At 69.4% G+C, this 21,629-nt stretch carries 24 protein-coding genes; 15 read left to right on the top strand and 9 right to left on the bottom strand.

Going from position 1 to position 21,629, the window contains the following annotated elements; genetic code table 11:
* Nucleotides 1–9 precede the first annotated feature (9 nt).
* Both hemG and hemQ read left to right on the top strand, forming a co-directional pair.
* Nucleotides 10–1,422: a protoporphyrinogen oxidase gene (gene hemG, locus ACQP2E_RS32250; protein WP_433826750.1), complete on the top strand. Its 1,413-nt coding sequence runs from the start codon at nucleotides 10–12 to the stop codon at nucleotides 1,420–1,422.
* Nucleotides 1,419–2,129: a hydrogen peroxide-dependent heme synthase gene (gene hemQ / locus ACQP2E_RS32245; protein ID WP_433826748.1), complete on the top strand. Its 711-nt coding sequence runs from the start codon at nucleotides 1,419–1,421 to the stop codon at nucleotides 2,127–2,129. The genes hemG and hemQ overlap by 4 nt, the downstream gene beginning before the upstream one ends.
* 462 nt (nucleotides 2,130–2,591) lie before the next feature.
* Here the strand turns inward: hemQ and ACQP2E_RS32240 are convergent, their stop codons facing one another.
* Nucleotides 2,592–3,038, bottom strand: coding sequence for a GNAT family N-acetyltransferase (locus ACQP2E_RS32240; RefSeq protein ID WP_433826747.1), 447 nt, complete (start codon nucleotides 3,036–3,038; stop codon nucleotides 2,592–2,594).
* A gap of 82 nt (nucleotides 3,039–3,120) precedes the next feature.
* Here ACQP2E_RS32240 and ACQP2E_RS32235 point away from each other — a divergent pair, with 82 nt between their 5' ends.
* From ACQP2E_RS32235 to ACQP2E_RS32215, 5 genes are all read left to right on the top strand, one after another.
* Complete coding sequence (locus tag ACQP2E_RS32235; RefSeq protein WP_433826746.1) at nucleotides 3,121–3,396, top strand: isoamylase early set domain-containing protein; 276 nt, start codon at nucleotides 3,121–3,123, stop codon at nucleotides 3,394–3,396.
* A gap of 45 nt (nucleotides 3,397–3,441) precedes the next feature.
* On the top strand, nucleotides 3,442–4,242 hold the full coding sequence (locus ACQP2E_RS32230) for a thymidylate synthase (protein WP_433826745.1): 801 nt from the start codon (nucleotides 3,442–3,444) through the stop codon (nucleotides 4,240–4,242).
* A gap of 11 nt (nucleotides 4,243–4,253) precedes the next feature.
* Nucleotides 4,254–4,718: a dihydrofolate reductase gene (locus ACQP2E_RS32225; RefSeq protein WP_433826744.1), complete on the top strand. Its 465-nt coding sequence runs from the start codon at nucleotides 4,254–4,256 to the stop codon at nucleotides 4,716–4,718.
* A gap of 121 nt (nucleotides 4,719–4,839) precedes the next feature.
* Nucleotides 4,840–5,868 carry a glycosyltransferase family 2 protein gene (locus ACQP2E_RS32220; protein ID WP_433826743.1) on the top strand — a complete coding sequence of 343 codons (1,029 nt, stop codon included), beginning with the start codon at nucleotides 4,840–4,842 and terminating at the stop codon, nucleotides 5,866–5,868.
* Nucleotides 5,868–8,243 (top strand): hypothetical protein, encoded by a 2,376-nt coding sequence (locus ACQP2E_RS32215; protein ID WP_433826742.1) that lies wholly within the window; start codon nucleotides 5,868–5,870, stop codon nucleotides 8,241–8,243. The genes ACQP2E_RS32220 and ACQP2E_RS32215 overlap by 1 nt, the downstream gene beginning before the upstream one ends.
* Here the strand turns inward: ACQP2E_RS32215 and msrB are convergent.
* Nucleotides 8,240–8,650, bottom strand: a complete 411-nt coding sequence (msrB, locus tag ACQP2E_RS32210) for a peptide-methionine (R)-S-oxide reductase MsrB (RefSeq protein ID WP_433826741.1) — start codon at nucleotides 8,648–8,650, stop codon at nucleotides 8,240–8,242. The genes ACQP2E_RS32215 and msrB overlap by 4 nt on opposite strands.
* A gap of 62 nt (nucleotides 8,651–8,712) precedes the next feature.
* On the opposite strand from msrB, the gene ACQP2E_RS32205 reads away from it, so the two are divergent.
* The 3 genes from ACQP2E_RS32205 to ligD all read left to right on the top strand — a co-directional run bounded on the left by ACQP2E_RS32205 (nucleotide 8,713) and on the right by ligD (nucleotide 10,972).
* A complete protein-coding gene (locus tag ACQP2E_RS32205; protein ID WP_433826740.1) occupies nucleotides 8,713–9,201 on the top strand; it encodes a hypothetical protein in 489 nt (162 codons plus the stop codon).
* A 99-nt stretch (nucleotides 9,202–9,300) separates the two neighbouring features.
* Nucleotides 9,301–9,828 carry a hypothetical protein gene (locus tag ACQP2E_RS32200; protein ID WP_433826739.1) on the top strand — a complete coding sequence of 176 codons (528 nt, stop codon included), beginning with the start codon at nucleotides 9,301–9,303 and terminating at the stop codon, nucleotides 9,826–9,828.
* A gap of 97 nt (nucleotides 9,829–9,925) precedes the next feature.
* Nucleotides 9,926–10,972, top strand: coding sequence for a non-homologous end-joining DNA ligase (ligD, locus tag ACQP2E_RS32195; RefSeq protein ID WP_433826738.1), 1,047 nt, complete (start codon nucleotides 9,926–9,928; stop codon nucleotides 10,970–10,972).
* Here the strand turns inward: ligD and ACQP2E_RS32190 are convergent.
* On the bottom strand, nucleotides 10,961–11,416 hold the full coding sequence (locus ACQP2E_RS32190; RefSeq protein WP_433826737.1) for an N-acetyltransferase family protein: 456 nt from the start codon (nucleotides 11,414–11,416) through the stop codon (nucleotides 10,961–10,963). The two genes, ligD and ACQP2E_RS32190, sit on opposite strands and share 12 nt — an antisense overlap.
* Nucleotides 11,417–11,472: 56 nt before the next feature.
* On the opposite strand from ACQP2E_RS32190, the gene ACQP2E_RS32185 reads away from it, so the two are divergent.
* Nucleotides 11,473–11,931, top strand: a complete 459-nt coding sequence (locus ACQP2E_RS32185; RefSeq protein WP_433826736.1) for a potassium channel family protein — start codon at nucleotides 11,473–11,475, stop codon at nucleotides 11,929–11,931.
* Here ACQP2E_RS32185 and ACQP2E_RS32180 read toward each other — a convergent pair.
* Entirely contained in the window at nucleotides 11,882–13,408 is a 1,527-nt protein-coding gene (locus ACQP2E_RS32180; RefSeq protein ID WP_433834116.1) for an alpha/beta hydrolase, read from the bottom strand. The two genes, ACQP2E_RS32185 and ACQP2E_RS32180, sit on opposite strands and share 50 nt — an antisense overlap.
* A 68-nt stretch (nucleotides 13,409–13,476) precedes the next feature.
* Nucleotides 13,477–14,544 carry an ATP-dependent DNA ligase gene (locus ACQP2E_RS32175; RefSeq protein WP_433826735.1) on the bottom strand — a complete coding sequence of 356 codons (1,068 nt, stop codon included), beginning with the start codon at nucleotides 14,542–14,544 and terminating at the stop codon, nucleotides 13,477–13,479.
* Between the two features lie 77 nt (nucleotides 14,545–14,621).
* On the opposite strand from ACQP2E_RS32175, the gene ACQP2E_RS32170 reads away from it, so the two are divergent.
* The 3 genes from ACQP2E_RS32170 to ACQP2E_RS32160 all read left to right on the top strand — a co-directional run bounded on the left by ACQP2E_RS32170 (nucleotide 14,622) and on the right by ACQP2E_RS32160 (nucleotide 15,724).
* A complete protein-coding gene (locus ACQP2E_RS32170; RefSeq protein ID WP_433826734.1) occupies nucleotides 14,622–14,939 on the top strand; it encodes a MerR family transcriptional regulator in 318 nt (105 codons plus the stop codon).
* Between the two features lie 169 nt (nucleotides 14,940–15,108).
* On the top strand, nucleotides 15,109–15,447 hold the full coding sequence (locus ACQP2E_RS32165) for a hypothetical protein (RefSeq protein ID WP_433826733.1): 339 nt from the start codon (nucleotides 15,109–15,111) through the stop codon (nucleotides 15,445–15,447).
* Nucleotides 15,371–15,724: a hypothetical protein gene (locus ACQP2E_RS32160; protein ID WP_433826732.1), complete on the top strand. Its 354-nt coding sequence runs from the start codon at nucleotides 15,371–15,373 to the stop codon at nucleotides 15,722–15,724. The genes ACQP2E_RS32165 and ACQP2E_RS32160 overlap by 77 nt, the downstream gene beginning before the upstream one ends.
* Before the next feature lie 60 nt (nucleotides 15,725–15,784).
* Here ACQP2E_RS32160 and ACQP2E_RS32155 read toward each other — a convergent pair whose 3' ends face one another.
* From ACQP2E_RS32155 to ACQP2E_RS32140, 4 genes are all read right to left on the bottom strand, one after another.
* Complete coding sequence (locus tag ACQP2E_RS32155; protein ID WP_433826731.1) at nucleotides 15,785–16,153, bottom strand: DUF3037 domain-containing protein; 369 nt, start codon at nucleotides 16,151–16,153, stop codon at nucleotides 15,785–15,787.
* Nucleotides 16,150–16,878: a HipA family kinase gene (locus ACQP2E_RS32150; RefSeq protein ID WP_433826730.1), complete on the bottom strand. Its 729-nt coding sequence runs from the start codon at nucleotides 16,876–16,878 to the stop codon at nucleotides 16,150–16,152. The genes ACQP2E_RS32155 and ACQP2E_RS32150 overlap by 4 nt, the downstream gene beginning before the upstream one ends.
* An 81-nt stretch (nucleotides 16,879–16,959) precedes the next feature.
* A complete protein-coding gene (locus ACQP2E_RS32145) occupies nucleotides 16,960–17,511 on the bottom strand; it encodes a hypothetical protein (protein WP_433826728.1) in 552 nt (183 codons plus the stop codon).
* A 119-nt stretch (nucleotides 17,512–17,630) separates the two neighbouring features.
* Nucleotides 17,631–18,260: a class I SAM-dependent methyltransferase gene (locus ACQP2E_RS32140; protein WP_433826727.1), complete on the bottom strand. Its 630-nt coding sequence runs from the start codon at nucleotides 18,258–18,260 to the stop codon at nucleotides 17,631–17,633.
* 78 nt (nucleotides 18,261–18,338) lie between these two features.
* On the opposite strand from ACQP2E_RS32140, the gene ACQP2E_RS32135 reads away from it, so the two are divergent.
* Nucleotides 18,339–21,365 carry a putative bifunctional diguanylate cyclase/phosphodiesterase gene (locus tag ACQP2E_RS32135; protein WP_433826726.1) on the top strand — a complete coding sequence of 1,009 codons (3,027 nt, stop codon included), beginning with the start codon at nucleotides 18,339–18,341 and terminating at the stop codon, nucleotides 21,363–21,365.
* The last annotated feature ends 264 nt before the right edge of the window (nucleotides 21,366–21,629 follow it).

Below are 21,629 nucleotides of genomic sequence, written 5' to 3'. Positions count from 1 at the left end.
CCTGGGAGTGTGAAGAGCGTGCGGAAGCGGATCGCGGTCATCGGTGGTGGCATCGCCGGCCTGGCGGCCGCTGTGCGGCTGCGCGACCGCTTCGATGCGGGCGCCGACATCACGGTCTACGAGCAGGCCGGGTCTCTCGGCGGCAAACTGCGGACCGGTGACCTGGGCGGTCTGGCGGTCGAGCGCGGCGCCGAGTCGTTCCTGAACAGCGGCCCCGGCGGCACCGAGTCGGCCGCGGTGGCCCTGGCCCGGCGGCTCGGCCTCGGCGACGCCCTGGTCCACCCGGCGAAACAACCCGCCGCGCTGGCCATCGGCGGCCGGCTCACCCCGATCCCGGCGGGCACCCTCGTCGGCGTCCCCGGTGACCTGTCCACGCTGGACGGGGTGGCCCTGCCCGACGCCGGGTCCGACCGGGACACCGGCAAACCCCTGCTGGCGCCCGGCGAGGACGTCGCGGTCGGCGCCCTGGTCCGTTCCCGGTACGGCGACGAGGTGGTCGACAGGCTCGTCGACCCGATGCTCGGCGGGGTCTACGCGGGCCGCGCCGACCAGCTGTCCCTGCGGGTCACGATGCCGCAGCTGGCACAGGCAGCCGAGACCGAGCACACCCTGCGCGACGCGGTCCGGTCCGCACAGAGCAGTTCCCGGCGAGTTCCGGGCAGCCCGGTCTTCGCGGCCGTCAACGGCGGGATGAGCCGTCTCGTGTCGGCCGCCGCGACGGCGAGCCGGGCCCGGATCAGCCTCGGGCTGCCGGTGCGCGAGCTGAGCCGGCACGGTGCCGGCTGGCGTCTGGTGCTCGGCCCGGTGCCGGCCCCGCAGGTCGAGGACGTGGATGCCGTGGTGCTCGCGATCCCGGCCGCACCGGCCGCCCGGCTGCTCGCCGGCCTCGCGCCGGAGGTGTCGCCCGAGGTGGTGCAGGCGGTTGGTGGGCTCGCCTACGCGAGCGTGGCGCTGGCCGGCCTGGCCCTGCCCCCGGGCACACCGCTGCCGGAGCTCTCCGGCTTCCTGGTGCCGCCCGGCGAGGGCACTCTGGTCAAGGCGGCCACGTTCTTCACCCGCAAATGGCCGCACCTGGACTCACCGGCCGGTCCGGTGATCGTGCGCGCCTCGCTGGGACGGGCCGGCGAGGAGGATCGGCTCCAGCTCGACGACGCGGCGCTGCTGGCCCGGGCACACCGGGAGCTGGGCGCGCTGGCCGGCGTGGAGCTGCCGGCGCCTGCCGCGTCGTGGATCCAGCGGTGGGGTGGCGCCCTGCCGCAGTACGCACCTGGCCACGCCGACCGGGTCGTGCTGGCCCGGTCCGCGCTGCCGCCGGGCCTGGCGCTGGCCGGCGCGGCCTTCGACGGCGTCGGCATCCCGGTGTGCGTGGCGAGTGGCTCACAAGCAGCAGACGAGATCAGCAAGTTCCTGGAGGAATCATGAGCGAGCAGGGCGAGCAGACGAACGCGGCGCGGATCAAGGAGCTGAACGCGACGATCCGTTACACCATGTGGTCGGTGTTCCGGGCTTCGTCGCCGCTGCCGGCGCTGCGTGACAACCTGGCCGGCGAGGTCGACACGCTCTTCGAGCAGCTCGCCGACAAGGACGTGACGATCCGCGGCACCTACGACGTCTCCGGCCTGCGCGCCGACGCCGACGTGATGGTCTGGTGGCACTCCAGCTCGCCGGACGCGCTCCAGGACGCGTACGGGTTGTTCCGGCGTACGGCGTTCGGCAAGCACCTGGAGCCGGTCTGGTCGCAGATGGCGCTGCACCGGCCGGCCGAGTTCAACCGCAGCCATCTGCCGGCGTTCCTGGCCGGTGAGGAGGCGCGGCCGTACATCTGCGTCTACCCGTTCGTCCGGTCCTACGAGTGGTACCTGCTGCCCGACGAGGAGCGCCGCCAGCTGCTGGCCGAGCACGGCAAGATGGCCCGGCCCTACCCGGACGTGCGTGCCAACACGGTCGCCTCGTTCGCGCTCGGTGACTACGAGTGGATGCTGGCGTTCGAGGCCGACGAGCTGCACCGCATCGTCGACCTGATGCGTGACCTGCGGGCGTCGGGCGCACGTCGGCACGTGCGCGAAGAGGTCCCGTTCTTCACAGGCCGCCGCCGTTCGATCACCGAGCTGGTGGCGAACCTGCCGTAAGCGCAGCCGTGAACTCCTCAGCGTCCGGATGCCCTCGGCGCCCGGACGACCCCAGCGCCCCCCCGACGCCCCGGCGCCCCGCGACCTGGACGACCGCGTGACCTGGACGCTCCGGCAACCTGGATGTCCCCGACGAGCGCGGGGGGCCGCCAGGCCGGGGGTCCTGGCTGGCGGGGCGAACCCGGGCGACCTCCGCGAGCGCGGCGGGCCACCAGGCCGGGCGGCCCCGTCGAGCGCGACGGGCCGCTAGGGCCGGCACCCCCGCCGGGCTAAGCACCCCCGCCGGGCTGGGCGACCTTCCGGGCTGGGCGACCTTCCGGGCTGGGCAACCCCGCCGGGCTGGGCGACCTTCCGGGCTGGGCGGATTCGGGGGCGCGGCGGGCCGCCGGGGCTGGCGGCGGGGTGCGCCGGCGGGGCGGGCGTCAGGGGCGGTGCGTCACGGGCTTGCTGGTAAACGCGTATTTAAGAGGGTTTTGACATGGGGATGTGGGGGATGCCGTCTTCGAGGTATTCAGGGCCGGTCTGGGCGAAGCCGAACCTGGTGTAGAAATCGGCCAGGTGGGCTTGCGCGTGGAGGACGCTCGGCCGGTTGCCGATGACGGTGAGCGCTTCGGTGAGCAGGCGGCCGGCCAGACCGTGGCCGCGGGCGTCCGGGGCGGTGACCACCCGGCCGATCCGTTCGGCGTCGTTGTCGGACAGGATCCGCAGGTAAGCGCGGATCTCGCCGTCGCGGGTGAACCAGAGGTGCCGGGTTCCGGGCTCGTCGTCCCGTCCGTCCAGGTCGGCGTAGGCACAATTCTGTTCCACCACGAATACGTCGGCGCGCAACCGCAGGATGGCGTAAAGAGTTGTGGTGTCGAGGTCGCGGAACGAGGCCACGCGGAGCTCGTCGTGCGGTTCCGGATGCATCGGCACAAGATACGCGGCGTGTCCTCACCTTCGGCCTGTTCCTGCCGTTATACGGATAAGGCTCGGCTTTGTGGAGGACGTCATGATCAAGCGCAGCAAGCTGTTCGGCAACAAGACCCGTGTGACGTTCAGCCTGCCGGCGGATGAGCCGGTCGGACGGGTCAGTGTCGTCGGTGATTTCAACAACTGGGAGCCGGGCCGTCATGAGCTGCAGACGCGGCGCAACGGTACGCGGACCGTGAGCGTGCCGCTCGACCCCGGCCATTACCAGTTCCGTTACCTGGCGAGCGACGGCGTGTGGCTGGACGACGAGCAGGCCGACGGCGTCGGTCCGAACGGCAGTGAAATCCGCCTGTGAAGGGCGGGAAATCGGCCGCCTAGGTGCGGCGCTACCGTTCTCGGCATGTCCGTCGACACCCAGTACGAAGACCTGCTGCTGCGGGTGCTGAAAACCGGTACGCCCAAGAGCGACCGCACCGGGACCGGCACCCGCAGTCTCTTCGGCGAGCGCCTGAGGTACGACCTCTCCCAGGGGTTCCCGCTGATCACCACGAAGCGGGTGCACTTCAAGTCGATCGCGGTGGAGCTGTTGTGGTTCCTGCGTGGCGACACGAACGTGTCTTTCCTGCACGAGCACGGTGTGAGCATCTGGGACGAGTGGGCGGATTCGTCGGGTGAGCTGGGGCCGGTCTACGGGCATCAGTGGCGGTCGTGGCCGGGCAAACACGGCGGCGAGATCGACCAGATGTCGGAAATTTTAGAGACTCTACGGAAAAATCCGGACTCGCGGCGCATGATCGTCTCCGCGTGGAACGTGGGTGATCTGCCGGAGATGGCCCTGGCGCCCTGTCACGCGCTGTTCCAGTTCTACGTGGCCGACGGCAAACTCTCCTGCCAGCTCTACCAGCGCAGCGCCGACCTCTTCCTCGGCGTGCCGTTCAACATCGCGAGCTATGCGCTGCTCACCCGGATGGTCGCGGACCAGGCCGGCCTGATCCCCGGCGACTTCATCTGGGTGGGCGGCGACTGCCACATCTACGACAACCACGTCGAGCAGGTCACCGAGCAGCTCAGCCGGGAGGCGTACGCCTTCCCGTCGCTGGAGATCGCCGAACGGCCGAGCCTCTTCGAGTACGCGTACGAGGACTTCACCGTTGTCGACTACCGCCACCACCCGGCGATCAGAGCAGCTGTGGCGGTCTGATGGTGATCCACATGATCTGGGCTCAGGCCCGGAACGGCGTGATCGGCGCCGCCGGGGAGATCCCGTGGCGGATCCCGGGGGAGCAGCGCCTCTTCAAGGAACGCACCATGGGCGCCACCGTGGTGATGGGCCGGGCCACGTGGGACTCGCTGCCCGAGCGGGTCCGGCCGCTGCCGGGCCGCCGCAACGTGGTGCTGACCCGATCGCCCGGATGGTCGGCCACCGGCGCGGTTGTCGCCCACTCCCCGGACGAGGTCGTCGAGGACGACTTCTGGGTGATGGGAGGGGGCGAAATCTACGCCGCCTTCCTACCTCGGGCGGCACACCTGGTACGAACGACAATAGACTTCGATGCGGAGGGCGACGCCTTCGCTCCGGAGATCGGTTCGGACTGGGAAACCTCGTCGACGACCGGTTGGTTAACGGCCGCGACGGGGCAGCGTTACCGGATAGACGACTTGTTGCGACGGAGGTGACATCTCCCATTAGCGCGGCTTGGGTATTGTCCTCGACCGTTGGCTGGCGAAGATCGTTCGCGTTGCGCGGGCGCACGTAAGCCATTTCGTACTGAGCCATTCCTCCTGGGGGACCGGAAATATGCGACCTGACTTCGTGCTCGACTCACCGACCCTGTCGGTCGTGACGCCGATGTACAACGAGCGCGAGGCAGTGGATCACTTCGTGGCACGCCTGCGTCCGGTGCTGGACGGTCTGGGAGTCACCTACGAGGTGGTCGCGGTGGACGACGGCAGCCGGGACGCGACAGTGGCCCGCCTGCTGGAGCTGCGCCAGGACTGGCCGGCCCTGCGCGTGGTCAAGCTGCGGCGCAACGTCGGCCACCAGTCCGCCCTCGCCGCCGGCCTGCGGTCCGCCAAGGGCGACTACATCGTGAGCATCGACGCCGACCTCCAGGACCCGCCGGAGGCCATCGGCGAGATGCTGGAGAAGGCCCGCACCGAGGACCTGGACGTGGTCTACGGCGTCCGCAGCGACCGGAGCACCGACACGGTCTTCAAGCGCAACACCGCCGGCGTCTACTACTGGCTGATGCGCCGCCTCGTCGGCCCGCACCTGAGCGACCAGGCCGGCGACTTCCGCCTGATGAGCCGCGTGGTGGTGGACACCCTCAACGACCTGCCCGAGCAGCAGCCGGTGTACCGCCTGATCGTGCCGTCGCTGGGTTTCGCGAGCGGCGAGGTCACCTACGTGCGCGCCGAGCGTGTCGCCGGTGAGACGAAATACCCGCTCACGAAGATGATCAAGCTGAGTGTCGACAGTGTCACGAACTTCTCCGCCGCGCCGCTGCGTGTCGCCACCTGGCTCGGTGTCGTCGCCTTCATGGTCTGTCTCGGACTGATCGTCAGTGGCGTGGCGGCCTGGGGCTTCGGTGTTACCGTGCCGGGCTGGACGTCCCTCTACATCGCCGTGCTCCTGCTCGGCGCGGTTCAGCTCATCTGCCTGGGCCTGCTCGGCGAGTACGTGGGGCGAATCTACGCCGCGACCCAGAACCGCCCACGGTTCCTGGTCGCCTTCGACACGGATGAGCAGGAGCCCATGACCACGAAGCCGGAGATCGTCTCGCTGGAGGCGACGGCTGTGCCTAACCAATTGGCCGCGCATCGGTGATGACGCAAGAAGTCACTGAACACCCCCTAACTGAACAAACCGGACCGGCCACCGCGGGGGTGGCCGGTCGTCGGCGTTGGTACCCCTCGCCCGGATGGCTGGCGCTGATCTTCGCGCTGGCCGTCTCGGTGGTGACATTGACCTACTACGGCGTCGCCGAGCGAGACCTGATCACCTTCGCGGCGTACTCGCTTTTCTGCGTGACGCTGCCCGGCACGCTGATCTGGCGGGCGGTGCAGGGCCGCTCCGGGTTCCTTCCGCTGGACGCCGCCTTCGGCACCACCGCGGGCTTCGCGGTCGAGCTGCCGGTGTACATGCTGGCCCGGCAGGCCGACCAGCCGTTCGCCGTGCTGGCCTGGCCGATCATCACGATCGTCGCCTTCATCGCGGTGCCCCAACTGCGCAAGTTCTGGCGGGGCAACCGGGAGCGGATGTCCGCCGGTGCCGCCTGGTCGGCCGCGCTCGGCACGTCGTTCACCCTGGTCAGCACGGCGTTCTCGTCGTTTCGGTACAACTCGCTGAACGAGCCGTACTCGGCCGTCATGCACGTGGACTTCCCGTTCCAGTTCGCGCTCGTCGGCGAGTTCAAGCACGACGTGCCGCTGAACACGCCCTGGGTGACAGGTGTGGACCTGGTCTACCACTGGTACGTCTACGCGCACGGCGCGGCGGCGAGCTGGATCAGCGGCGTCGAGCCGCAGGTCCTCATCATGCGGCTGCTGCCGATCCCGATGATCGCCGCGTTCCTGCTTGTCGTCATCGCGCTGGCGCACCGGATCACCGGCCGCTGGTGGCCGGGCAACCTCGCGATCGGCCTGATGCTGATGGCGCCGGTGACTGTCCCGTGGGCCTGGACCAGCCGGCCGATGGACTCGATCGTGTTCATCGACAATCTTTGGGTCAGTCCGACACAGACGTTCGCGGCGCTCTTCTGCATCGTGGCGATCTACGTGCTGTGCGGCATCTTCCAGGCCGACGAGGGCAAGCAGCGGCGCCGGCCGGTGCCGTGGATCGTGCTGACCCTGCTCATCGGCGCGATGGCTGGGGCGAAGGCCACGTTCGTACCGATGCTGATCTGCGGTCTTCTGCTCGCGCTCGGGCTTCGGGTGATCCGGCTCAAGCTGCCCGGGCCGGAGCTGCCGGTGCTGCTGATCGCCGGCGCCTGGATGGCGTTCGCGCAGCTGATCCTCTACGGCTCCGGCTCGCAGGGCACCGAGGTCAACCCACTGCAGACGGTCAAGTACTCGACGCTCGGCCGTGCGGTGATGGGCACCCAGAACGCCATCAACGACTGGGGAATCCTCTGGGCGATGAGCGGGATCTCGCTGGGCGCCTGCCTGTTCGGCTGGGTTTGCATGGCCGGGTTGTTGCGGCGGGGATGGCGTACCGATCCGATCGTGCACGTGATGGCCGGGTTCGCGGTCTCCGGGCTCGGCGCGCTCTACATCCTGGCGCACCCGGGGCTGAGCCAGACGTACTTCGGCCGGTCGGCTACTCCGTACCTGGGCATTCTGGCCGCCCTCGGTCTTGCCGCGCTGCTGCCCAAGGGCAAGCGGGTGCCGATCCGGTTCTTCGCCGTCGCGGTGCTCGGTGTGGCCGGCGGGGTGACCGCGCTTCAGCTGATCCGTAACGGCGTCGGCAAGCAGGGTCCGCTCTCCCCGCTGGCGAGTTGGACCGTCGAGCAGGCGACCCTGCCGTACGTGATGCTGCTCCAGGCGGTCGCCGTGGTCGCCGTGCTGACCGCGGTGATCGGGGTGATCGTCCGGCTGCGCCGCTCGCACGTGCTGGCGGTCGCGACGCTCGCGGTGACGTCGGTGGCGGTCACCAGCGGCGTGCTGATCAACCAGGGGATCGTGGACTCGCTCTTCTCCGGCCAGCCGCAGCGGGACATCGTGGCGCCGGGCAACTTCTTCGCGATGCCGCCCGGCGCGATCGACGCGGGCCGGTGGCTGCGGAACAACTCGCGGCCGCGCGACATCGTGGCGACGAACAGCCACTGCCGCGCCCAGATCAGCCCGTGCGACAGCCGGGACTTCTGGCTGGCCGCGTTCTCCGAGCGGCAGGTCGTGCTGGAGGGCTGGAGTTACACCGAGCCGGCGTTCTCCACCGGCACCATCTGGGACCGGACGCTGTACCGCAGCCATTTCTGGGACCCGGCTCTGCTGAACCGCAACGACGAGATCTTCGTGGACCCGACAGCGGAGCGGGTCAGCTCGTTCACCCGCGACCACGGTGTGCGGTGGCTGGTCGCGGTCGGCACCACTCAGATCCCCGACCCGGACGCCAAGGGCGAGATCTGGGCCAGCCCGGAGCTGGCCCAGTTCGCGACCGAGCGGTACAAGGCCGGGGATGTCACCGTGTACGAGGTGCGTTAGCCCTTTTTCGGCTCCAGCCGGATGGACAGGCTGTTCACACAGTGCCGCGTGTTCTTCGAGGTGAAGCCCTCACCCCGGAACACGTGGCCCAGGTGTGAGTCGCAGCGCGCGCACCTGATCTCGACGCGGAGCATCCCGGCACTGCGGTCCTCGATCTCCTTGACCGCACCCGGTATGGCGTCGTCGAACGACGGCCAGCCGCAGTGGCTGTCGAACTTGGTGTCGCTCGGGTAGAGCTGTGCGCCGCAGGCGCGGCAGTCGTAGATGCCTTCGGTCTTGGTGTCCACGTACTCGCCGGTCCACGGCGCCTCGGTGCCCGCCTCGCGGAGCACCCGGAACTCGGCCGGGGAAAGGCGGATCCGCCACTCGTCCTCGGTGGCCGGCAGCGTGGTCTCATCGGTTGCCATGCCTCAACGGTACGTCGCACCCGGCGTGCGCCCGCAGTGTCCGGGAGCCCGTTGAACCTTCTATGGAAGCAGCCTCCCCGTCGACGTTCCGGCCGACCTGGCAGCAGGCACTCGGCCACGGTCTCTACCTCGGCGCGCTCTGCGCTGTGGCGGGTGTCACGACGGGGGTGATAGCGGCTCTCGCCTGGCCCGGCGTCGCAGGGTCGCCCGGGTGGGTATGGGCGGCGATCCTGGTCGTTCCGCTGCTGCTCGGAGCCGTTCTCGGCCTGGCGGCCGGCCGGCGTACCGGAGTCGAGGTGGGTGGGCTCGGCATCCGTTCGTCGTCGTTGCTGGGCGAGGACGAGGCGCTCTGGAACCAGGTCGTCGACCTGCGTGCCGAGCGTCGTGGCCGGCGCACCGTCGTCTCGGTCTACCTGGAGTCGGGCGACAGCGTTCAGCTGCACGCACCGTACAACGGGGGCTTCTTCGCCGCGGATCCCCAGTTCGAGCTCAAGGTGTTCGCTCTGTCTCATTTGTGGCGAAGTCACCGTTTTGGTGGTCTTCCGAGTTGAAGACCCGCCGAGGGATGTTTCCGGGTAAAACGGGCAATCCCCGCTAAGCTCCCGTGCGAACATGGAACGTACCTCAAGCGACAGAACGGACTTCCTCTCATGAGCTTCTCGCGTCGGCTGACCGCCGGACTTCCTGCGGTCGGCGTCACCGTCCTCGCCGCTCTGGCCCTCAGCGGGTCGCCGGCAAGCGCTGCGACCGAAGTCAGCCAGGGTGGCTACCCGTCAGTCAAGACCAGCTCGGAGCCCGTCCGGGGCGCCGACGGTTACGGCGGCACCGCGAACGAGGTCCCCGCCACCACTACTCCGACCACCGTGCCGGCCACCACCACCGCGGCCACCGAGGCGCCTGACACCACCACCGGGACCCGCGGCAACCCGGGTTACGGCGGCGAGAGCCCGGCCGCGAGCAGCCCGGCGCCGTCGGCAAGCGAAGAGGTTCCCGGCGGCACGCTCGCCGAGACCGTCACTCCGGCGCCGAGCGTCTCCACCGCGGGCGCGGGCGTCAGCTCCGGCAGCACCCTGCCGGTCACCGGCGCTCCACTCGCCGGGACGATCGCGCTCGGTGGCCTGCTGGTCGCCGCCGGCAGCTCGGCGGTCTGGTACACCCGGCGCCGCCGCACCGCCTGACCCTGAAGATCGCTGAAGGCCGCCCGGCTGTCGTTCCGGGTGGCCTTCGCGGCATTTGCGGGCTGTTCGAGGGCGCTTTCGGGCATAGGGTCGGAGTATGCCGAAAGCCGCCGCGGAAGAGATCGAAGTCGCCGGCCACACCGTGCGTCTCTCCAGCCCTGACAAGGTCATGTTCCCGGACAGGGGATTCACGAAGCGAGACGTCTTCGAGTACTACCTGGCGGCCGGCGACGGCATCCTGCGTGCGCTGCGGAATCGGCCGACCACCCTGCAACGTTTCCCCGACGGGCTGTCCGGCGAGACGTTCTTCCAGAAGCGGATCTCCACACGAGGGGTGCCCGACTGGATCCAAACTGCCAGGATCAAATTCCCGAGCATGCGTACGGCGGACGAGCTCTGCCCCGCCGACCTCGCCCACGTGGCCTGGGCCGCCCAGATGGGCACCGTGGTCTTCCACCCGTGGCCGGTCCGCGGCGCCGCTCCGGACAACCCCGACGAGCTGCGCCTCGACCTCGATCCGCAGCCCGGCCTCGGCTTCTCCGACGTGGTGGCGACCGCCGAGGTGGTCCATGAGGTGCTGAGCGAGCTGGGCTGGATCGGGTTCCCGAAGACGTCAGGTGGCCGTGGGGTGCACGTCTACGTCCGGATCGCCCCGCGCTGGTCCTTCGTCGAGGTGCGGCGGGCGGTGATCGCCCTGGCCCGGGAGATCGAGCGCCGCAACCCGGCCGGCATCACCACCTCCTGGTGGAAGGAGGAGCGCGGCGACCGGGTGTTCCTGGACTACAACCAGATGGCTCGGGATCGGACCATCGCGTGTGCGTACTCGCTGCGGGCCAACGCCCGGGCCACCGTCTCCACGCCGGTCACCTGGGCGGAACTGGGTCAGGTCGAGCCGGACGACTTCGATCTGCGTACCGTTCCGGCCCGGATCGCGGCGGTGGGTGACCCGCACGCCGCGATCGACGACGTCGAGCACGACATCACGCCGCTGCTGGAGTGGGTCGAGCGCGACGAGAAGGCCGGGCTGGGTGACCTGAACTATCCGCCTGACCACCCGAAGATGCCGGGCGAGCCGCCCCGGGTGCAGCCCAGCAAGATGAACCACGCGAACTGGGAGTCCTCGTCCTCGTCGTCAGAGGGCTAGCTTGAAGCCCTCGTGCGAGGCGGTGAAGCCGAGCTTCGCGTAAAAGCGGTGAGCGTCAATGCGGCGCTTGTCGGTGGTCAGCTGCACGATCCGGCAGCCGCGCTCGCGGGCACGCTCGACCGTCCAACGGATCAGTTCGCCGCCGAGACCACGGCCGCGCTGGTCGGCGCGGATCCGGACCGCCTCGATCAGCAGACGCTCGCCACCGCCGCGGCTCAGCCCCGGAATGAAGGTGAGCTGGCAGGTCCCGACGATCTCCTGGTCGTGCACCGCCACGATCAGCTCGTTGCGGTCGTCGGCGTCGATCGCCTCGAACGCTGCCCAGACCGCCGCGTCCACCTGCTCCGGTACCGTGCCGAAACCCCGTAGCCGGGTGATCTCGTCATCGGCCAGCAGGTCGAGAACAGCGGGCACGTCAGCGCGGGAGGCGATCCGGAAATCCATGATCCCTACCCTGTCACGGGCTGTCGCGCGGTGCTCACCTCGGGCACGATGACCTCATGCATGTGCTGCTCACGCTGCCGCGATGGGCTCATCGCGGTGTGGTCTGGCTGGCCAACTCGCCGAAGAAGCTCTTGCTCGCGTACACGATCCTGATCGCGATCTGCGGGTCCCTCTACAACGTCTTCGAACCGGACACGTCGTTCGGCGACTCGATCTGGTGGGCCGTGGTCACCGCGTCCACCGTCGGGTACGGCGACATCTCGCCGGCGACACTTCCGGCCCGGCTGATGGCCGCGCTGCTCATCTCGACCATGGTGCTGCTGGTGATCCCGCTGATCACGGCGCACTTCGCCAGCAAGCTGATCGTCGACACCGACGCGTTCCGGCACGAGGAACAGGAGGAGCTGAAGGCGAACCTGCGCGAGTGCCGGCGGTTGCTGGAGGAGCTGACGGCCCGGCAGAGCGTCAGCGTGCCGGACAGCGCAGCCCGTCCGGGAACATCTTCAGATCGATGAGGTAATCGTCGACCGCCTCGACGATGCAGTCGGTCGACGGGTACGCCGTGTGGCCCTCGCCCTCCCACGTCAGGACGTGGCCGACGCCGAGCATGGTCGCCAGGTCGGCGGTGTTCTCGTACGGCGTGGCCGGGTCGCCGGTGGTGCCGACCACCACGATCGGCGGCGCGCCCTTGGCCGCCTCCGCCGGGTACGGGTCCCGCTTGCCCGTCCAGTACGTGCACGGCAGCATGCCGACGGCGAGGGCCGCGCCGAACATCGGGTACTTGGCGCGCCACTGCGTCTGCAGCGCGCGTACCTCGGCCGCGGTCGGCGCGTCGTCGGTGTCCGCGCAGTTCACCGCGATGTTGGCGTCGAACAGGTTGGAGTAGCTGCCGTCCTGCTTGCGCTCGGTGTACTGATCGGCGAGCTTGAAGATGCCATCGGCGTCACCCTGCTGAAGGCCGTCGATCGCCTCGGCCAGACTGGTCCAGCCGGACTCGGTGTACAGCGACGAGATGATGCCGATGAAAACCCATCCCGCCGTCGCCTCACGGCCGTCGGTCGCGCGTACCGGGGAGGTCCTTGATTTGGCGAGCGCGTCGGTGACCGCGCCTCGCGCGTCGGGCGCGATGGGGCACTTGGCCGGCGTCTTCGTGCACCAGGCAGTGAAATTCGTGAACGCCCGCTCGAAGCCTTTGGCCTGCGCCTCGGAACCCTGCACGTAGGTCTCGGTCGGGTCGACCGCGCCGTCGAGCACGAGCGCGCGGATCTTGTCCGGGAAGAGCTGGGCATAGGTGGCGCCGAGCAGGGTGCCGTAGGAAAAGCCCAGGTAGGTGAGCTTCTCGTCGCCGACCGCCGCACGCAGCGCGTCCACGTCGTGAGCGGCCTGCTCGGTGGAGAAGTACGGTAGCTGGTCGCCGTATTTCTGCGCGCAGCCATCGGCGATCTTCTTGTTCAGCGCGGCCAGCTCGTCGAAGGCGGCCTGGCTCACCGGGTCCTGGTCGGCGCCGAAGCTGGCGTCCTGGTCGGCGGTGCTGATGCATTTCACCGGGTTGGAGCGGCCGACGCCGCGCGGATCGAAGCCGATGATGTCGAACTGGTCGGTGATCTCGGTCGGCAGGCCGCCGAGATTCGGGCCGAAGGAGAGGTAGACCGCGAGATCGATGCCGGAGCCGCCGGGGCCGCCCGGGTTCAGCAGGAGTGATCCGATTCGGTCGCGCTGGCTGTCCGACCGGATGCGGATCATCGCCACCTCGTAGGTCTCGCCGCTGTTCGGCGACGCCCAGTCACGGGGCACGGCCAGCGAGGCGCAGTCGTACGACATCCCGCTCGCGGCGCGCCCGACCAACTCGCGAGGCACGCTGGAGCAGGGCTGCCAGTCGAGCGTGCCGCCGGCCACCGCGGGGCTGGGATCCGTCCCGCCCGGTGTGGCCGGTTCGTCGGCGCCGTTCGGCGCGAAAGCAGGCAGGGTGCACCCCGACAACGACATGATCATCACGGCGAGGAGTGCGACGAAACGGCGAGACACAGAGCGACCCTATCCGGTGAATTCGAGCGCTGCGGTCAGCGGCCGTTGAGGACGTCCGCGAGATCGAATCGAACCGGGCGTTCCAGCTGCTCGTACGTGCAGGTCGCGGGTTCCCGGTCGGGCCGCCACCGTTCGAACTGGGCGGTGTGCCGGAAGCGCACGCCCTCCATGTAGTCGTAGCGGACCTCGACCACCCGCTCCGGGCGCAGTGGCGTGAAGGAGAGGTCCTTGCCGTTGTTCCACCGGCTGCCCTCGTTCTTGCGCGGGGTGCGCTCGCCCTGCTCCTGCGCCGCCCAGTTCCACGGGTGACCCTCGAACGTCGTGACCAGCGGCTGGAGTTCGGCGAACAGCTCCTCGCGGACCTTCATCGGGAACGAGCCGATCACGCCGACCGAGGCGAGCACGCCGCGCTCGTCGTGCAGGCCCAGCAACAGTGATCCGATCCGGTCAGGACCAGACTTGTGTACGCGGTACCCGGCGACCACGCAGTCCGCCGTACGCTTGTGCTTGATCTTGAACATGACCCGCTTGTCGGGCTGATAGACGATGTCGCGCGGTTTGGCGATGAGACCGTCCAGGCCGGCCCCCTCGAACTGCTCGAACCACCGCTGGGCTTCGGTGGTGTCGTCGGTGGCCGGGGTGACGTACACCGGCGGCTTGGCGTCCTTGAGCGCTTCGATCAGCCGTTGCCGCCTGGTCTCGAACGGCAGCTCGGTGAGGTCCTCGTCGCCGAGCGCCAGCAGGTCGAACGCCACAAAACTGGCCGGAGTCTGCTCGGAGAGCAGCTTGACCCGGCTGGCCGCGGGGTGGATGCGCTGCTGGAGAGCCTCGAAGTCGAGCGTGTTCCGCTCGGTGTCGGCGACGATCACCTCGCCGTCGATCACCGCTTTCTCCGGGAAGTTCGCCAGGACGGCTTCTTTTATCTCAGGGAAATAGCGGGTCATCGGCTTCTCGTTACGGCTGCCGATCTCCACCTCGTCGCCGTGCCGGAAGATGATCGACCGGAATCCGTCCCACTTGGGCTCGTAGATCTGTCCCGGCGGGATGTCGGCGACGGGCTTGGCGAGCATCGGCTTGACCGGAGGGCTGAGCGGCAGCTGCATCCGCTCAGTGTGCCCGCAAATCTTTCCTGCGGAAGTCCCTTTACTCGTCCCCTGGGGCAGGGTTCACCATCGATCGCATGATGACCATCGGGGAGTTCAGCAGGCGAGCGGGTCTTTCGGTCAAGGCGCTGCGGCTCTACGAGGCCTCTGGCCTGCTTCCACCCGCTGACGTGGACACCGCCAGCAGCTACCGGCTCTACTCCGCCGGCCAGCTCGACCGGGCCGCCCGGATCAGCCTGCTGCGCCGCCTCGGCATGCCGATCGCCGTGATCGGCGAGGTGCTCAACCTGCCCGACGCCGAGGCCGTTCAGCGGCTCGGTCGAGCCGGCCGGCCACATCACCATCCGCCTGGAGCCCGAGCGGCTTATCGCCTTCGCCGAGGTCACCCGGGATGACTGCTTCCACGCATCACCCAGGCCTACGAAGCGGTCCACCAGCACGTCACCGCCGCGGGCGTGATCCTCACCACGCCACCGCGAGAGATCTATCTGGACAGCTGGGACCAGCTCGGCGGCGCTGACCCGTTCGTGCACGTCGCCCAGCCTTACGAGGGGTGAGAGAGAGATGGACTACACGCGACAGACCGCGTTCTCCGACCCGGGCCGGCACCGGGACCGGCTCACCGCGCTGCCCGGCGATGTCGCCGGCATCGGCGCAGTCGTCCGCAACGTGCTGGTGCACTACCGTGCCTCCGGCCTCGACTTCCCACCGGACCGGCTCGCCGAGATCGACAACCGCTGGGTCTCCCGCATTCTCGACAGCTTCCCGTTCGACGGACCGCTGGCCACGCCCTGCCCGGAGCAGGACCGGGTGGTGGGCTGCTGCCGTGACTACACGCTGGGTCTCGGTGGCGGCGCTGCGGGCGCACGGTGTGCCGGCGCGCAGCCGGATCGGGTTCGCTGATTACTTCGACGAGGGCTCTCATGGCGACCACGTGATCGTGGAGTGGTTTGACGGCTCTCGCTGGGTCGCCACGGACACCCAGCTCGATCCGTCGGCCGGCTTCCCTGTGGATGTGTTGCTGGCCGCCGACGCCGGCGACCAGGCCGCCGAGCGCAGGCTGGCCGAGCGCTATGCGACCGACCCACGTCTGCACCCGGGCGACGTGATCAGCTGCCACTCACCGCGAGAGGTGGTCTACGAGGTCGACCTGCGGCAGCGCTTGCCGACGACGCCGTGAGCCCGCGCGCTCGTTCGGTCTGAGGCCGCGCCGGTCTGGGCCGCGCCCATCGGATTCTTTTTAACGGACCAGGAGGTCGACGAGTCTTTCCAGTTCGGCGGCGGCGTCGGTGGCGAGGCCCATGTGGACCGGGCCGGCTCGCAGGATCGTGCTGCGGGGGGCGACGAGCCAGCGGAACCGCTCGCCGAGGCGCATGTCAGCGGACGGGCCGCCGCCGGCGCAGGTCTTGCCCCAGGCGTCGAGGGCGGCACTGATCGCCGGGACGTCGGCGGCCGGGTGGATTGCCCGGAGCCGATCCTCGTCCAGGTGGGTGCGGGCGTCCAGGAAGTCCTGGCGCTGGCAGTACAGCACCACGCCGACGTTGATCAGCTCGCCGCGTTCGATCCGCGGGACGGCCTGGATGACGGCGTACTCGTAAGGAATCTTCACGGCAGCCACGCCTCCGGCTGTGCGGCCCGCTGCGCGAGGTGATCGAGGTACGCGTCCCGGCCGCCGTCCTGATCCTCCATCCACTCGTCGGGCACCAGCGCCAGCACCTCGGTCAGCAGTTCCGGGGTGATCCGCTCGGCCAGCCGGGGGCCCTCGGTCGCCAGCTCGGTGGCGTACTGCTTGAGCACGTGGTCGTCCCAGCGGTACGGCCGGTGCACGACGGCGGCGGCGCGGGCCCAGTTGTGGTGGAAATAGAGGGTGGCGCCGTGGTCGATGAGCCAGAGACCGCCGTGCCACATGAGCAGGTTCGGGTTGCGCCAGCTGCGGTCGACGTTCTCCACGAAAGCGTCGAAGGCCAGAACGCGGCTGGCGAGGCCCGGTTCGATCGGGTGGGCATTCGGGTCGTAACCCAGCGCGCCGGGCAGGAAATCCATGCCAAGGTTGCTGCCGGCGCTCGCCTTGATGAGCTCCTGCACCTCTTCGTCCGGCTCGGCGCGGGCCACCACCGGGTCGAGCTCCACCCGGGCCAGCTCCGGCATCGGCAGCCCCAGCCGCCGGGCCAGCTCACCGGAGATCACTTCGGCGACGAGCGCCTTGGGTCCCTGTCCGGCCCCACGAAACTTGACCACATAGGTACCGAGGTCATCAGCCTCGACAACACCGGGAAGGGAGCCGCCCTCCCGTAAAGGGGTGACATATCGAATAGCCGTGACCTGACGAAGCACGCCGCCAACCCTACGGCCGTCATTGTGCGCGCCGGCCCGCGCCTGCCCTTTCGGGCCCGGCGCGGGCCGGCGGGGCTGCTGTCAGGCCTCGGGGCCCTGGCGGCGTAGTTCGTCGACCTTGGTCATCGCGCCGCGCAGTTCGGTCAGCCAGTCCTCGGTGTGGCGGCCGACCAGCTTGACGCACCAGGCGAGGGCGTCGGAGCGGGAGCGGGCCACGCCGGCGTCGACCAGGGTGTCGAGGACCTGGCGCTCGGGCTGGCGCAGGCGGGTCATCACCGGCGCTGCCAGATGGGTGAACAGGTCGGACGTGTCGCCGCAGCGTGCGCCCCAGGCGACCTTGCGCTGGTAACGGTGCTCGACCTGGCGGGCGACCCGGATCCGGCCGTCGCGGGTGTCCTCCCGGAACTGGGCGATCCGCCCGGCCTGACCGGCGGCCTGGTCGGCGTCGGTCGCCTCGGCCGTCAGCTCGGGCGGGGCCAGCCGGCCCCAGATGATGATCTCGTCGCGGTCGACGACGATCTCGGGCGGCTCGGTGAACCAGCCGTCCGGGATGGCGCCGGTCACCCAGGCGGGAGCGTCGTCGGCGCTGGGCGGTTCGGTCCGTCCACCGGGTGGGCTCATTCGAATTCGCATGTCAACCTCCCCAGAGGTAGTGCCGGGCCGGCCTGCGGCAGACCCGAACACTTACTTGATTACATGCTTACACCGTTGCTGGGGCACAGTGACACCCTTGTTCGCGCTGAGCGGATCCTTCAGGGGACCAGTTGCCAGACCGTCGTGGAGCGGACCGGGACTGATTCGAGGGCCTCGGAGACCGGAACCTCGTACGTGGCTCGTTTGATCAGGCCCTCGGGGAGATAGGCGCGGCCGGGGTCGCCCACCAGCACCAGCGAGCCTCGGCCTGCTGCCCGGCGCAGGAACGGCAGGACCCGGGCAGTCATCTCGCGGCTGTAGAAGACGTCGCCGGCCAGGACCACGCCGTACTTCTCGTCGCTGTCCAGGAGATCGGCCTCGACCGTTTCCACGCGTACGTTGTTGGCCTTGGCGTTGGCCTCGGTGGCCGCCAGCGAGAGCGGGTCGATGTCGTTGGCCGTGACCGGGGACGCCCCGGCCCGGGCGGCGGCCACCGCCACCAGGCCCGAACCGGTCGCCAGGTCCAGCACGCTGCGGGCGGCCACCAGGTCCGGGTCGTCGAGGATGTGCCGGGCCAGCGCCTGCCCGCCGGCCCAGGCGAAAGCCCAGAACGGTGGTGGCTGTGAGGTCCCGGCCGCCTCGGTGGCCTCCCAGAGCGCGATCGGCTCCTCGGCCTGCCACAGGGTGATCTCGGGGATGAAAGGGACCGGCGCGAGCACGGTATGGGCCTGCAGGAACTCCGATAGCACCTCCCGATTGTGCCGCTATCGCTCAGTCGCGCGGCGATCGGGCCGATCAGGCCGACATATACGTGCGGAGGGAGCAGGATGCCGACCAGGTGGTCCGCCGCCCTCTTCGGCGGCTGGATGACGACGATCGCCGTGGTCCTCGTGCTGGAACCCGGTCTGCAGGCTCCGCTCCGGCTGCTCGCCGGGGTGTCCGCCATCGCGGCCGTGGTCACCGGGATGCGTGGCAGCCAGCCCGACGACACCCGTCCGTGGTGGTTGCTCGCCGGTGCGGTCGGCCTTTCGGCAGCCGGTGGCGCGGCCTCTGAGGCGCCCTCGTTCATCACGAACTGGCTGACCTGGCTGGAATCGGCCGGCACCGTGCTGCTGCTTGTCGCGTACGGAGTGCTGGCTCTTGCTCTTGGCGGGTTCGTGCGGCGGCGTACCGAGTCGGTGCGGGATCGAGCCGGTCTGCTCGACGCGCTCACCGTGACGGCCGGCGTGGCGCTGCTGATCTGGACGTTCGTGGTCGGCCCCCGCCTGGACGCCGCCGTCGACACCTGGCCGGACCTGGCGATGCCCCTCGCCGACCTGCTCTGCCTCGGCCTGCTGATCCGGCTCGCGACGATGCCGGGCCGGCTCGTGGTGCCCGGGCACTGGCTGGGCGCCGGCGTGTTCGCGATGCTGGTGGCCGACGTCTTCCGGCACCCGGCCGTCGGGCATGTGACGTTCTACGCGGCGGCCGGCCTGGCCGCGCTCGTGCCGTCGATGGCGGAGCTGACCCGGCCCGGTGAGAAACCACCGGCCGAGACCAGCCGGGGGCGGCTCGCGCTGCTGGCGGTGGCCGCCCTGGTCGCGCCGACCGTGCTGCTGGCCAAGATGTACCGGGACAGCCAGGTCGCCGGGGTGACCGTGGTGGCCGGGCTGAGCATGCTGATGCTGCTGCTCGTGCTGGCCCGGATGGCCGGGATCATGACGAGCCACGGGCAGGTGATGGCCCGCGAGCGTGGCCTGCGGGAGGCATCCGCGGCCCTCGTCTCGGCCGCCGACACCGAGGCGGTGGGTTTGGCCGTGCGTACCGCCGTGGCTCAGCTCATCCCCGGCGACGTGCCGCACGGGGTGGTCCTCGCGGTCACCATCGTGCAGGTCGAGCCGCAGTCGCAGGAAGCGGCCGCGCAGGCGGCCGTGGATCGGGCCACCGGTACGGCAGCCCGCCTGGTCAGCACCCGCGACGTGGACTGGGCCGTCGCGGTACGCCTCACCCAGTTCAACAAGACGCTGCGCTGCCCGATGGTGCTCAAGGACCGGCCGACCGGAGATCCGCTGCTCGGCGTCCTGCACGTCGGCGCGCCGACCTGGGCGCTGCTGGAATTGCACCGGTCGGTGGAGGTGCTGGCCGGGCAGGTCGCCCTCGCCCTGGAACGGATCGCGCTGAGCCAGGAGGTGGCTCGGCGCAACAGTGAGACGTACTTCCGGACGCTGATCCAGAACACCGCCGACGTCATCACGATCATCGACGAGGAAGACCGCATCCGGTACGCGAGCCCGTCGGCGGTCGGCGTCTTCGGCGGTGACCCGACCGGCGCCCTGTTGCCCGAGGTGATCCACCCGGGGGAGCGCAGCCGGCTGGCCGAGGTGCTGGCCGAGGTGCGTGGTGGCGAGCAGTTGCAGCAGCAGCTCGACTTCCGGGCGCGGGGCAATCGGCGTACCGAGGTGTTGCTGGAATTGCACTGCCGTGACCTGCGCGCGGAGCCGACCGTCTCCGGGTTGGTCGTCACGATGCGGGACGTCACCGAGCAGCGCCAGCTCGAACGCGAGCTCACCCATCAGGCGTTCCACGACGCGATGACCGGGCTGGCGAACCGGGTCCTGTTCAACGACCGGCTGAAGCACGCCCTGGCCCGTGGCGCCCGGGACGGATCCGTGGTCGGCGTGCTCTTCATCGACCTGGACGACTTCAAGATCGTCAACGACACTCTCGGTCACGCGGTCGGCGACCAGCTGCTGATCGCGGTGGCGCACCGGATCGCCGGTGCGCTGCGGGCCGACGACACCGCGGCCCGGCTCGGCGGTGACGAGTTCGCCGCGCTGGTGGAGAACGTGAACGACCCGGGCGCCGTGGAGGAGACCGCGAACCGGATCTTCGCCGCTCTCGCGGCGCCGGTCGAGACCGACGCCAAGCCGCTGTACGCCATGGCGAGCATCGGCATCACCACCACACCCGAGGCGAACGACGCGGACGAGCTGCTCCGCCAGGCCGACCTGGCGCTGTACGTCGCGAAGGGCGCCGGCAAGAACCAGTGGCGCCGGTACCAGGCCCACCTGCACGCCGAGATGGTCGAGCGGCTGGAGCTGCGGTCGGCGCTGGACCATGCGGTCAACGAGGGGCACTTCCTGCTGCACTACCAGCCGATCGTCGACCTGCCGTCGGGCTCGGCGGTCGGGTTCGAGGCACTGGTCCGCTGGCATCACCCGAAACGCGGCATCATCACGCCGGACCAGTTCATCGAGGTGGCCGAGGAGAGTGGCCTGATCGTGCCGATGGGCCGCTGGGTGCTCGAAGAGGCGCTGCGTACGGTCGCCGAGTGGCGCCGGATCCTGTCTCCGGGACAGGCGCCGTACATGAGCGTCAACGTCTCGGTACGCCAGTTCCGCGAGTCCGGCTTCGTCGACCAGGTACGCAACGCGCTCAACAACACGGGTGTGCCCGCCTCCAGCCTGATGCTGGAGATCACCGAGACCCTGCTGGTGAAGGACGACGAACAGATCTGGACCGACCTGAGCGCGCTGCGCGACATGGGGATCCGGATCGCGATCGACGACTTCGGCACCGGGTACTCGTCGCTCGGATATCTGCGTCAGCGCCCGATCGACGTCGTGAAGATCGACAAGATGTTCATCGACGACATGGTGACCAGTCAGCAGCCGCTGGCCCTGGTCAGTGGAATCGTCAGCCTTGCACAGTCGCAGCAACTCGTGGTCGTGGCCGAGGGGATCGAGAGCCCGGTGCACCGCGATCTGCTGGTCCGGATGGGATGTCCGTTCGGGCAGGGATTCCTGTTCAGCAGCCCGATGGGGCCGACCGAGGTTTTGGCTTGGATGCGTAATACGCAATCGGTAGCGGTCTGACCTTTTCCGGTCTTGACGGTCTGTCTGGCCCTTTGGAGTGGACGAACCGCCCCGGCACCGGAGGATCGGCGACGAGGCGGCTCGGGTCTGTGGCTGGCACTCCCGGCCACCGGTCAGTCAGCGTCGCACCATCGACGCTGCTGAACTCCTGGGAGCGCTCCCAGATGTCACGTTACCGCACATTGACGGTCTCGAAAAGAGTTGCGGCATTGCGACATGCCAGAACGGGCAATTTGCACTGGATACCGCGTGCGCGACACAATG

Origin of the sequence: Actinoplanes sp. CA-015351, assembly GCF_050955685.1 — a bacterium.
Taxonomy (GTDB): Bacteria; Actinomycetota; Actinomycetes; order Mycobacteriales; family Micromonosporaceae; genus Actinoplanes.
This window is presented reverse-complemented; position numbering and strand designations above follow the sequence as displayed.

Coding starts and splice junctions, on each gene's coding strand:
- ACQP2E_RS32215 (WP_433826742.1), top strand. CDS start 5,868: ATGACGCAAGAAGTCACTGAACACCCCCTAACTGAACAAACCGGACCG.
- ACQP2E_RS32165 (WP_433826733.1), top strand. CDS start 15,109: ATGGACTACACGCGACAGACCGCGTTCTCCGACCCGGGCCGGCACCGG.
- ACQP2E_RS32175 (WP_433826735.1), bottom strand. CDS start 14,544: ATGCAGCTGCCGCTCAGCCCTCCGGTCAAGCCGATGCTCGCCAAGCCC.
- ACQP2E_RS32145 (WP_433826728.1), bottom strand. CDS start 17,511: ATGCGAATTCGAATGAGCCCACCCGGTGGACGGACCGAACCGCCCAGC.
- ACQP2E_RS32230 (WP_433826745.1), top strand. CDS start 3,442: ATGTCCGTCGACACCCAGTACGAAGACCTGCTGCTGCGGGTGCTGAAA.
- msrB (WP_433826741.1), bottom strand. CDS start 8,650: ATGGCAACCGATGAGACCACGCTGCCGGCCACCGAGGACGAGTGGCGG.
- ligD (WP_433826738.1), top strand. CDS start 9,926: ATGCCGAAAGCCGCCGCGGAAGAGATCGAAGTCGCCGGCCACACCGTG.
- ACQP2E_RS32240 (WP_433826747.1), bottom strand. CDS start 3,038: ATGCATCCGGAACCGCACGACGAGCTCCGCGTGGCCTCGTTCCGCGAC.
- ACQP2E_RS32180 (WP_433834116.1), bottom strand. CDS start 13,408: ATGATCATGTCGTTGTCGGGGTGCACCCTGCCTGCTTTCGCGCCGAAC.
- ACQP2E_RS32135 (WP_433826726.1), top strand. CDS start 18,339: ATGCCGACCAGGTGGTCCGCCGCCCTCTTCGGCGGCTGGATGACGACG.
- ACQP2E_RS32190 (WP_433826737.1), bottom strand. CDS start 11,416: ATGGATTTCCGGATCGCCTCCCGCGCTGACGTGCCCGCTGTTCTCGAC.
- ACQP2E_RS32205 (WP_433826740.1), top strand. CDS start 8,713: ATGGAAGCAGCCTCCCCGTCGACGTTCCGGCCGACCTGGCAGCAGGCA.
- ACQP2E_RS32185 (WP_433826736.1), top strand. CDS start 11,473: ATGCATGTGCTGCTCACGCTGCCGCGATGGGCTCATCGCGGTGTGGTC.
- ACQP2E_RS32220 (WP_433826743.1), top strand. CDS start 4,840: ATGCGACCTGACTTCGTGCTCGACTCACCGACCCTGTCGGTCGTGACG.
- ACQP2E_RS32235 (WP_433826746.1), top strand. CDS start 3,121: ATGATCAAGCGCAGCAAGCTGTTCGGCAACAAGACCCGTGTGACGTTC.
- hemQ (WP_433826748.1), top strand. CDS start 1,419: ATGAGCGAGCAGGGCGAGCAGACGAACGCGGCGCGGATCAAGGAGCTG.
- ACQP2E_RS32200 (WP_433826739.1), top strand. CDS start 9,301: ATGAGCTTCTCGCGTCGGCTGACCGCCGGACTTCCTGCGGTCGGCGTC.
- ACQP2E_RS32170 (WP_433826734.1), top strand. CDS start 14,622: ATGATGACCATCGGGGAGTTCAGCAGGCGAGCGGGTCTTTCGGTCAAG.
- ACQP2E_RS32225 (WP_433826744.1), top strand. CDS start 4,254: ATGATCTGGGCTCAGGCCCGGAACGGCGTGATCGGCGCCGCCGGGGAG.